General features: G+C 47.5%; 10 protein-coding genes. All 10 read left to right on the forward strand.

Annotated features, from left to right (window positions below; genetic code table 11):
• The first annotated feature begins 441 nt into the window (after positions 1-441).
• The 10 genes from MHN01_RS06625 to MHN01_RS06670 all read left to right on the forward strand — a co-directional run bounded on the left by MHN01_RS06625 (position 442) and on the right by MHN01_RS06670 (position 11,164).
• On the forward strand, positions 442-663 hold the full coding sequence (locus MHN01_RS06625; RefSeq protein WP_239410593.1) for a hypothetical protein: 222 nt from the start codon (positions 442-444) through the stop codon (positions 661-663).
• 174 nt (positions 664-837) lie between these two features.
• Positions 838-2,283, forward strand: coding sequence for a YfcC family protein (locus MHN01_RS06630; protein WP_239410600.1), 1,446 nt, complete (start codon positions 838-840; stop codon positions 2,281-2,283).
• A 1,160-nt stretch (positions 2,284-3,443) separates the two neighbouring features.
• Positions 3,444-4,664 carry an arginine deiminase gene (gene arcA / locus MHN01_RS06635; RefSeq protein ID WP_239410594.1) on the forward strand — a complete coding sequence of 407 codons (1,221 nt, stop codon included), beginning with the start codon at positions 3,444-3,446 and terminating at the stop codon, positions 4,662-4,664.
• Positions 4,665-4,784: 120 nt separating this feature from the next.
• On the forward strand, positions 4,785-5,696 hold the full coding sequence (gene arcC / locus MHN01_RS06640) for a carbamate kinase (protein WP_239410595.1): 912 nt from the start codon (positions 4,785-4,787) through the stop codon (positions 5,694-5,696).
• A 129-nt stretch (positions 5,697-5,825) separates the two neighbouring features.
• Complete coding sequence (locus MHN01_RS06645; protein ID WP_239410596.1) at positions 5,826-6,836, forward strand: ornithine carbamoyltransferase; 1,011 nt, start codon at positions 5,826-5,828, stop codon at positions 6,834-6,836.
• 458 nt (positions 6,837-7,294) lie between these two features.
• Positions 7,295-8,224 carry an aspartate carbamoyltransferase gene (gene pyrB, locus MHN01_RS06650; protein ID WP_239410597.1) on the forward strand — a complete coding sequence of 310 codons (930 nt, stop codon included), beginning with the start codon at positions 7,295-7,297 and terminating at the stop codon, positions 8,222-8,224.
• A 16-nt stretch (positions 8,225-8,240) separates the two neighbouring features.
• Positions 8,241-8,705, forward strand: coding sequence for an aspartate carbamoyltransferase regulatory subunit (gene pyrI / locus MHN01_RS06655; protein WP_239410598.1), 465 nt, complete (start codon positions 8,241-8,243; stop codon positions 8,703-8,705).
• 208 nt (positions 8,706-8,913) lie between these two features.
• On the forward strand, positions 8,914-9,906 hold the full coding sequence (locus MHN01_RS06660) for a S1C family serine protease (protein ID WP_239410599.1): 993 nt from the start codon (positions 8,914-8,916) through the stop codon (positions 9,904-9,906).
• 269 nt (positions 9,907-10,175) lie between these two features.
• Complete coding sequence (locus MHN01_RS06665; RefSeq protein ID WP_075767066.1) at positions 10,176-10,670, forward strand: arginine repressor; 495 nt, start codon at positions 10,176-10,178, stop codon at positions 10,668-10,670.
• 107 nt (positions 10,671-10,777) lie between these two features.
• Positions 10,778-11,164: a RidA family protein gene (locus MHN01_RS06670; protein ID WP_075767067.1), complete on the forward strand. Its 387-nt coding sequence runs from the start codon at positions 10,778-10,780 to the stop codon at positions 11,162-11,164.
• Positions 11,165-11,405 lie beyond the last annotated feature (241 nt).

Raw genomic sequence — 11,405 nt, forward strand, 5'->3', positions numbered from 1 at the left:
TAAAAATTGATTTTTATCAAACTAAGCGTCGATTCTGCGTATTCGGCAACCGCTCAGAAATTTGCATAATATTCCCGTTTATGCGCTTCTACTGAATGAAAAGAGTGCGACTTTATATAGGAAAAAGCGCATAACAAAACAGCGACCAAGGGGCAAAATGCCGATTGAAGACCATTATTTATAGGCTTGTTAACTTGAGCGATGCTGCCGAATGCATAAATTTCTTCGATGATTTTAATGCGTAAAAGCATATTCACCCATTAATTGGTGAAAAATACCCTCATTACCGTATTTGATGATTCTCCTGCTGCATAATCGCCCCCAAAAAATGTGAACGAAACCAAAGTTAAACCCTTTCGGGAAGCATAAAATCATCTCGCAAAACAAAAAAACTGACTCGCAGCAAAGACTGCAGAGCGAATAAATACGAGAGATACGATCATGAGTAAGTTCTATCCCGGCTCCGAGCCAGGGCGCCGACGGCGCACCTTGCAACGCCGCCTCAGAGGAGCGCTCACCTATCAGACCTGGGCAAACGGTGATACCAGCCAGAGCGAAATGCTGACGGCTCATCACCGCCACAGGCCAGATACTGGGCGCGACTACCTGACGCCAAATCCAAACCACTCTTTAGCGACGACATCTTGCCAGCAAACCCTGTAGGGCACGGATGATCAAAGCGCAGTCAGCAACTGTTATCGATAGCTAACTGCACAAACCGCTGATACCACTTTTCACTGAACAGCTTGTTCAGGGAGCACCGTCATGCCAAGCAAAAGTTTGGCACACAGAATGACCCTTTGTGCTGGCAACAGCCATGAAGGCAAGGAGACGACAATGACGACGCAAACCGTAAACAAAGAAGAAAAAGGTGGCTTCTTTGCCAACTTTAAATTCCCTTCGGCCTATACCATTCTATTTGGCCTGATCGCCCTTGTGGCACTGATGACCTGGATCGTTCCAGCCGGTCAATATGACCGCGTGATGAATGAAGAGCTAGGCAAAGAAGTACCGGTCACCGGTACTTACCAAGCCGTAGAGAATAACCCTCAAGGTGTTGTTGATGTACTGCTGGCACCGATTGATGGTTTCTACGACCATAACTCGTACGAAGCTGCAGCGATTGATGTTTCGCTATTCATCCTCGTCATTGGTGGCTTCCTTGGTCTCGTTACCAAAACCGGTGCAATCGACGCCGGTATCGAGCGGGTAACAGCACGACTGAAAGGCCGTGAAGAAATGATGATACCGATCCTAATGGCACTATTTGCCGCAGGCGGTACGATTTACGGGATGGCAGAAGAATCACTACCTTTCTACACGCTGCTGGTACCTGTGATGATGGCAGCGCGCTTCGACCCTGTTGTCGCTGCTGCAACCGTTCTTCTTGGTGCTGGTATCGGTACCCTAGGCTCAACGATTAACCCATTCGCAACAGTAATCGCAGCAAACGCAGCCGGCATCCCATTCACTGACGGCATCATGCTACGTGTTGCAATGTTAGTAGTAGGTTGGCTAATCTGTGTTGCCTACGTTATGCGTTACGCAAAAATGGTACGCGCTGACCAGAGCAAGTCTCTTGTATACGACAAGTACGAAGAAAACAAAGCACACTTCCTTGGCAACCAGTCAAGCGAAATGTTGGAGTTCACGACTACACGTAAAATCATCCTTGCTATCTTCGCCGCATCTTTCGGTATCATGATCTACGGCGTTGCGGTTGCAGGTTGGTGGATGGCTGAAATATCAGGTATGTTCCTGGCATCCACTATCATCATCGGCCTGATTGCTCGCATGAGTGAAGAAGAGCTAACATCCAGCTTTATCGACGGTGCCCGTGATCTACTGGGTGTAGCACTGATCATCGGTATTGCACGTGGTATCGTGGTAATCATGGACCGCGGTATGATCACCGATACTATCCTGAACACAGCAGAGCATGCAGTTACAGGTCTGTCTTCTATCGTGTTCATCAACGTGATGTACTGGTTAGAAATCTTACTATCTTTCCTAGTACCTTCATCTTCAGGCCTGGCAGTATTGACTATGCCTATCATGGCTCCGCTTGCTGACTTTGCTGGTGTAAGCCGTGACTTGGTAGTAACCGCTTACCAGTCTGCATCCGGTATTGTTAACCTCATGACACCAACATCAGCTGTTGTGATGGGTGGTCTGGCTATCGCTCGCGTCCCTTACGTACGCTGGGTGAAATGGGTCGCTCCACTGCTTGGTATTCTGACAGTACTTATCATGGCAATGCTAAGTGTTGGTGCAATGATGTAATTTGCCCCGGCATCCTTACACTCTCGACAAAAACCGCCTTCGGGCGGTTTTTCTATCCTGTCCGGACTCTTTTCTCATCACCTGCCCAGCAAGCACCGCTTCAAGATCGTCCTCAACAATCACAGCTCATGCCGTGTCATCTTAAACATGCGAGCAGGTATTGCCTCCCTAAGTTATCTTTACGACAGCTTCAATTCCCCTTTCGCTCTAACCTCGCGCCTTCCTTCAGTTCCTTCTCCTATGCTCTATTCAATACTCTTCCTGCTCATCCTCTTGTTACTTTCCTTTCTACGAATTCTTCTCTGATTGCCTCTGTACCTCTCGTTGTCCCAGTATATTTCATTGTCCCAGCTCCTTTCATTGCCTCTGTATTTTTCTTTATCTCGGTGCCTTCTTTAGAGCTGTCCCCCCCTTTATTACTCCCTTTGTTACCCTCTTTGTCGTTCAGAACAACGACCCGAAAACATCCTGAAATGCGTTCATTACGTCAAACACAATCATCCGGCCATTATTATTTTCTTTCCACCATGCCTTTATTCCAAATCCATCAACAATAATTAATAACTTATCACCCACCTAAATAAAATCAGAACAAAAAATAGAATAGCAAACAGAAAAAATGGTTAAACGCACCATAATAAAAAGCATTAAACCGTCACTAAAAAGTAATAAAACCATGTAATATCACGCTGTATGAAAACTACAAAAAAGACGTTGTAAAAAATAAAAGGAAAAATATTTGTTATCGACCAAGTAACAAACGCGATTATTTTAGATAGACAACCATATAAACTGCATAAGATCGGTATCCTTATACATGAACAACTTGAAAATAAACTGCATAAATTTCCCAACCACAAATAAAAAACCAACAAAAACAATAGCTTAAACAATCAAAATCCATGCATAACCCACAAACACCACATAAAAACCCAGCAGTGAAAACAAGCTACAAATGCATGAATTATGTTAATAAAACTAGGTGCTTAAGTTGCCATGATAATAATTAAAATGTGACAAATGTCTAAGACTGTAATTAACGAAAGAGTAGAATTAATTACAGAAACGACGCGATGGATTAAATACTTTATTTATTACTATCGCCAAAAAACAAATAAGTCGGTGATATTACACTGACATAAAAATAGAGAGATACGATCATGAGTAAGTTCTATGTAGGTTCTGAAGTAGGTCAATTACGTCGCGTACTTCTTCATCGTCCAGAGCGTGCGCTAACTCACCTAACTCCTTCAAACTGCCATGAGTTATTATTTGATGATGTATTAGCAGTTGAGCGTGCTGGCGAAGAGCATGATGTATTTGCCAACACACTTCGCGAGCAAGGTGTTGAAGTCTTCCTGCTTCGTGACATGCTGGCTGAAACTCTTGCAGTACCAGAAGCAAAAGACTGGCTACTAGGTACTCAAATCTCTGACTACCGCTTCGGCCCGGCATTCGCCAACGATGTACGTTGCTTCCTGGCTGATCTTCCTAACCAAGAGCTAGCATCAATCCTACTTGGTGGTCTGAGCTACTCTGAGCTGCCTGTTCAGTCATCTTCTATGATGCAGGGCATGCACGCACCAACAGATTTCGTTATCGAACCACTGCCAAACCACCTATTTACCCGTGACACTTCTTGCTGGGTATACGGCGGTGTTTCTATCAACCCAATGGCGAAGCCAGCCCGTCAGCGTGAAACCAACCACCTACGTGCTATCTACCGTTGGCACCCAACCTTCGCAGGCGAGGACTTCATCAAGTACTTCGGTGACGAAGAGAAGAGCTATGACAACTCAACTATCGAAGGCGGTGACGTACTGGTTATCGGTAAAGGCACTGTACTTATCGGTATGTCTGAGCGCACAACCCCACAGGGTGTTGAGCAACTAGCTTCTAGCCTGTTCAAGCACGGCGAAGCGAAACAAGTTATCGCGATGGAGCTGCCTAAGCACCGCTCTTGCATGCACTTAGATACAGTAATGACCCACATGCGTGAAGATACCTTCTCTGTTTACCCAGAAGTTGTCCGCAAAGATGTGAAATGCTGGAGCCTGACTGGCGACCAATCTGGCGCAGTCAACGTGAAAGAAGAAGGCTACTTCGTTACCGCTATCGAAAAAGCACTGGGTGTGGGTCAGCTGAACCTTATCACTACTGGTGGTGATAGCTTCGAAGCAGAGCGTGAGCAGTGGAATGATGCGAACAACGTACTGACAGTGAAACCTGGTGTGGTTGTCGGTTACGAGCGCAACGTTTACACCAACGAGAAGTACGACAAAGCCGGTATCACTGTTCTACCTATCCCAGGTGACGAACTAGGCCGCGGCCGCGGTGGCGCACGCTGCATGAGCTGCCCAATCGAACGTGACGGCATCTAAACCTGAATAAACCATGAGCGGCAATCGCTCAGGTGCGAGGCGAAAACGCTAAGCAAACATAATATGGCCGGTACCAACGAATACCGGCCAACAAAGCACAAAACCAAGAGAGACGATCCCATGACCAAGCAAACTGTTGTTGTTGCACTTGGTGGTAACGCCCTACTACGTCGCGGCGAGCCACTGGAAGCAGATATCCAGCGCCAGAACATTGCTACGGCAGCCAAAACCATCGCGGAAATCGCGGAAGAATATAACGTCGTGCTGGTACACGGAAACGGCCCGCAAGTTGGCCTACTGGCACTACAAGGTCTGGAATACAAAAAAGTAAATCCATACCCATTGGATGTATTGGGCTCAGAAACCCAAGGCATGATCGGCTACATCCTAATGCAAGAACTGAAAAACCTGCTTCCTGAGCAGAACGTTTCCTGCATGCTTACGCAAATGAGCGTGGATCCAAACGACCCGGCATTTGCAGACCCAACAAAACCTATCGGCCCTGTTTACCAAGAAGCTGAAGCGCGTGAACTGGCTGAAAAATACCACTGGACAGTGAAGCCGGACGGTCAGTATTTCCGCCGTGTTGTACCAAGCCCTCAGCCTACCGGCATTATCGAAGACGAAGCGATTGCCGCACTGATCAAACAGCAGCACCTGGTAATTTGTACTGGTGGCGGCGGTATCCCAGTGAAGAAAGAAGACGGCAAGCTAGTTGGTGTCGAAGCAGTTATCGACAAAGACATGTCAGCTGCGTTCCTGGCCAAGCAACTTAATGCAGACGCACTGTTAATTCTGACAGATGCAGATGCAGTATTCCTTGACTGGGGCAAGCCAACCCAAAAAGCACTGCGCAACACGACACCACGTGAGTTGTCGCAATACGCGTTCGACGCAGGCTCTATGGGACCAAAAATTGATGCCTCTTGCGAGTTCATCAAACAAGGCGGCAAATTGGTTGGTATCGGCTCACTGGAAGCAGGTCTACGCATCCTGAAAGGTGAAGCTGGAACAAATATTGTTGCAGAATAACAGAATAGTTATTCACAAAAGCATCATAATACGATAAACAATACATAATACAGGCTTGCACACTGCCCAACATAACCAAAGGCAGTGTCAGCTGGCCAGAGAGATACAGATTCTTAAGAGGAAAACATCATGGCTTTTAATCTTCGCAACCGTAACTTCCTTAAACTACTAGACTTCACTCCTCGTGAAATTCAGCACATGCTAGAGCTTTCTGCTGAGCTGAAAAAAGCCAAGTACAACGGTTACGAGCAGCCACGCCTAACAGGTAAGAACATCGCACTGATCTTCGAGAAAACATCTACTCGTACTCGCTGTGCGTTCGAAGTAGCAGCCTACGACCAGGGCGCTAAAGTTTCTTACCTAGGCCCATCAGGCTCTCAAATTGGCCACAAAGAATCTATGAAAGATACTGCGCGTGTTCTGGGTCGCATGTATGACGGCATCGAATACCGCGGTTTCGGCCAGGAAATCGTTGAAGAGCTAGGTGCTTACGCAGGTGTTCCAGTATGGAACGGCCTGACAGACGAATTCCACCCAACTCAAATCCTGGCTGACTTCCTGACTATGCAAGAGCATGGCCGTGGCAAGCAGCTACACGAAATGACTTTCGCTTACCTGGGCGACGCTCGCAACAACATGGGTAACTCTCTAATGGTTGGCGCAGCGAAAATGGGCATGGACATCCGCCTGGTTGCACCAAAAGCTTTCTGGCCTGAAGAAGAGCTAGTTGCTCAGTGCCAGGAAATCGCAGCAGAAACAGGTGCGAAAATCACCATGACTGAAGACGTACAAGAAGGCGTTCAGGGCTGTGACTTCCTATACACTGATGTTTGGGTATCTATGGGTGAAGCAAAAGAAGCTTGGGCTGAGCGTATCAACCTAATGCTTCCTTACCAGGTCAACATGGACATGATCAAAGCAACTGGCAACCCACATGTTAAATTCATGCACTGCCTACCAGCTTTCCATGGCGAAGACACTACAGTTGGTAAAGAGCTAGCGAAAGAATACCCAGTACTTGCTAACGGCGTAGAAGTAACAGACGAAGTGATTGAGTCTAAGCACTCTATCGTATTCGACGAAGCTGAAAACCGTATGCACACCATCAAAGCAGTAATGGTTGCTACACTGGGTCAGTAATCGGCTCTCTTGAGTTTTAAAGATTTGACGTAGAAAACCTTAAAGCTCTTATAATTAATGCCGTCCTTCGGGGCGGCATTTGCATTTTCCTTCATCGCACCACTGACAAATCGCCTTTATAAAGCCCTTTCTTTTCAGCAGGTTATTATGCATTTTTCTTGCCGACTTTAGGTCGCCATTTATGCATAAATTCCCACAAAATGAATACTTTACGCAAACGCTTGCGCTCACAAAAAATGGGCGTATAATCCTTCGCAATTTGTCAGAACAGAGTTAGAAAATGAACCAGCCAGTTAAGCACAACTTGACATACTACCGCCGAAAATCGGCACTGGTTTCGTTTTTCTGTTTTTTCAATTTTTTAAAAAAAGCCTCCTTTATTTAGGGGGCTTTTTTTTGTCTGTTTTTTGCGTGAGAGCAGACATTTCATCAGTTATCTATCATAGGGAAGAGAAGCCATGGCGAACTCGTTGTTTCAAAAGCACATCATCTCCATTCCGGAACTAAACCGAAGTGAACTTGAACTTATTGTTGAAACTGCTGGAAAACTAAAAGCAGAGCCAAATCCGACACTACTTAAAAACAAGGTAGTGGCTAGCTGCTTCTTTGAACCGTCAACACGTACCCGCCTGTCATTTGAAACGGCTGTTCAGCGTCTGGGAGGCACGGTGATCGGCTTTGACAATGGCGGCAACACGTCACTGGCGAAAAAAGGCGAAACGCTGGCAGACTCGGTACAAGTTATCTCATCTTATGTCGATGCGTTTGTGATGCGCCACCCGCAAGAAGGTGCAGCACGCCTGGCATCTGAATTCTCTAACGGTATACCGGTAGTCAACGGTGGTGACGGTGCCAACCAGCACCCAACCCAGACGCTACTCGATTTGTTCAGTATCTTCGAAACGCAAGGCCACCTGGATAACCTGAACGTCGCGTTTGTCGGCGACTTGAAATACGGCCGAACCGTTCACTCTCTGACGCAGGCACTATCTAAATTCAACAACATCAACTTCTTCTTCATCGCTCCTGAAATTCTGGCGATGCCAGATTACATCTGCGAGGAGCTGGACGAAGCCGGCATCAACTACAGCCTGCATACCAGCATGGAAGAAGTCATTCCTCAGCTGGACATCCTGTACATGACACGTGTCCAGAAAGAGCGTTTTGACGAATCTGAATATGCCCACATGAAGGCCGCCTACATCCTGACTGCAGAAATGCTGGCAGAAGCCCGCGATAACCTGAAGGTACTGCACCCACTGCCACGTGTCGATGAAATCACGGTTGATGTCGACAAGACCAAGCATGCCTATTACTTCCAGCAGGCAGAAAACGGTGTGTATGCACGTGAAGCCCTACTAGCCCTTGTACTAAACGAAGAACTTTAATCAGGAGATGACAGCTATGACTAAGGAAACTCAACTACAGGTTGAAGCAATTAAGAACGGTTCTGTTATCGACCATATTCCGGCGAACGTAGGGATCAAGGTGCTGAAGCTGTTCAAGATGCACAAAACCAATCAGCGTGTCACTGTGGGCCTGAACCTGCCTTCATCGGCATTAGGTGCCAAGGATCTGATTAAGATTGAAAACACCTTCATCAACGAAGATCAGGCCAACCAGCTCGCTCTTTACGCCCCTAAGGCCACGGTTAACCAGATTGAAAACTACGAGGTTGTGAAAAAACTGACTCTGTCGCTACCCGAGCAAATCAACGCCATTTTCAAATGCCCGAATACCAACTGCATTACCCACGGTGAGCCGGTCGACAGCAGCTTTAGCGTACGTACCAAAAATGACGATGTGCAACTGAAGTGCAAATATTGTGAGAAAGTGTTCTCACGTGAAATCGTTACCGAGCATAACTAAACTGCCTCAGAAACGACTTTTCCTGCATCAATACTAAGAATACCGGCTCACCCCTGAGCCGGTTTTTTTATTCTCATTTCTAGTGCTATCGACACCTACCAATACCTCTACCTTTGAAAAATCACAATTAAAAATCGGCAGGGCAAATCCTTTTATCGATCTCTATCGATGCCACTGCCGGACTCATCGACTTTCAAAGGGCAGTGGCATGAAGTGTGTTGTAGATTTTGGTTTGCACTCCAATTCTCTATTCTCCAGGCTTAGTGGAGGTGCGCTGGCGCTTGCTTTGATGTCAGGCTGTATCATGAGCAATGGCCCGATCAGCCAGGCGCCGGGCAGCCAGGCCAATCAGATGGTCATGATTGGAATTCCGCTCCTGCTCGGTGGTTTTGGCTCTGCCGTTCCGGTCAACGACGAGTATATGATCACCGCCAAACATGTTGCCCGCTTGTCCTGGGACTTTGATGTCATTCATCACCCCTATTGCGATCTCGCCCTCATCCGCCGTTCATCGGATCACATTCCGACCTGGGGGCTGATCTATCCTGATCAACCCGTTTCCCATCACGGCCATTCGCTAGTTGGCAACAGCATTAAAGGGGAAGGCAAATACCTCCAGGATGTCATCGACACCAATACCGATTGTCTCTACTCGCTCAGTGATGCCCCTGTGATGTCGGGAATGAGCGGAGGTCCGGTATTCAACCCCGACGGCGAGATTGCCGGGATCACGGTTGCCATCGTCCATAACCCGGAAGATCTGCGCAACCTGCGCCCCGCTATCCGCTACAGCCAGTTTGTCCCTGCGACCCTTATTTTTGACTGGCTTGATGCGCTCGGTATTGCTACCGCCTCGGCCAGTCCGGCGCTTGCTTCTATTCAAGTATCCCAATATGTCACCGATCTCAATCGTCCCAACCGCCCTGTCATCGACATTGCCAGCGTTACTGACACACCGGACGGACTTCAAGAAACAGGTATCAAGCAGTTAACGCCTGTCGATAGCGAAATCAATACGGCTGCAGCGAGCTCGTCACCGTTCGAAACCTACCGGACACCCATTTCCTCGACCTTCCAGTCGCCGGCCCAAAGGGCAGCCCCGGATAACAGCGCCGAGGCACTTTCCGGGCTCAGGGGCGCTCCGGAAGCCGGCACCCAGCTAACCTCACAGCCACAGAAAAAAGTTCCTCAAAATCCGTAACTGACACCGAATATGGCGGAATAAAATTCGTCATATAGCAGAAAAAATCGGCTTTTTATTTTGGTGATTAGGGTCAATAAAACATAATCACATTATTGTTATGATGCTTATGCAAGATTATGCAATGGCTATATTATAACTTGCGTTATGCCTGCCCCGAAGACCATCATGCAGATGGCAACCGAAGTACGCACTTCCTTGTCGGAACGAGGCGGGCAATACAGAGAGATACGATCTTAATACCCTATAGAATAACAAAGGAGTTGCCCGTGAATGTATCCAATGTACACGGCGCGATTGATGCACTTTCATCTGATGAGAACATCACTACAGCCTGCAAACGTCTGCTCCAGCAGCAAAGCTTTTCGACCCAGGACGACATCCGCCAGCGTTTGATTGACATGGGATATGATGATGTCAGTCAGTCGACGGTTTCCCGTCTGCTCTCACGACTCGGCGTTGCCAAGGTACCCAATGCCTACGGTAAAAAGGTCTATTGCCTAACGGTCGAAAATGAACCGGTGCAGGTTGGTTCATCCATTTCCTCGCAGATCGAATTCATTACCCACAACCAGCTCGTGGTCGTGGTCAAGACCCATCCCGGTGGCGCGCAGCTTGTTGCCCGTCTGATTGATATCCAGCCTCATGCCGAGATCCTGGGAACCGTGGGTGGAAATGATACGGTAATGGTTGCGCCGAAGGACATTAACCGCATTGAACAATGCGAGCGTGTGGTAAAAGCACGATTAGGGATCCCGGCTTAACCTTACTTACGTGCTACAAGTAACAGGAAATACTTTGACCTAAACTGTTTTGGGCTGCAAACTAGTGCCCTAAACATAGGTTCTGAATGACTTAGTAAGGACAATCAATGACTCAAGTACTACACACAGATCAGGCTCCAGCAGCTATCGGCCCTTATGTACAAGGTGTTGACCTAGGCAACATGATTCTGACTTCAGGTCAGATCCCTGTAAACCCGGTTACAGGTGAAGTGTCTGAAGATATTGCCGAGCAGGCACGTCAGTCACTGGACAATGTCAAAGCTGTTGTTGAATCTTCCGGCCTGAAAGTTGCAGATATTGTCAAGATGACGGTTTTTGTAAAAGATCTGAACGACTTCGCAACCGTTAACGAAGTGTACGGCAAGTTCTTCGACGAGCACAACGCCCCTTATCCTGCACGTTCATGTGTTGAAGTAGCACGTCTGCCAAAAGATGTGAAAATTGAAATCGAAGCAATCGCGGTACGTAAATAACGGCTGTTGAATCGAAAAGACGTTGATGAAAAAAGCTGTCTGACGACAGCTTTTTTTATACCCGTTGCATAGGTAAAAGAAATGCGCTTGCTGAAGAAACCCTCAGCAAACCAGTGTCCGTGCCAAAACCTGCGGGAACCAGGCCGTAAACTGCTCGGGGGCAGAATCAACCGCCTGTTCCAGCTCGACCTGCGGCCACCAACGATAACCCATCACCTCGCTGCTATTTGGCTCAATCCCC

Source organism: Photobacterium sp. OFAV2-7 (genome assembly GCF_022347985.1).
GTDB lineage: Bacteria > Pseudomonadota > Gammaproteobacteria > Enterobacterales > Vibrionaceae > Photobacterium.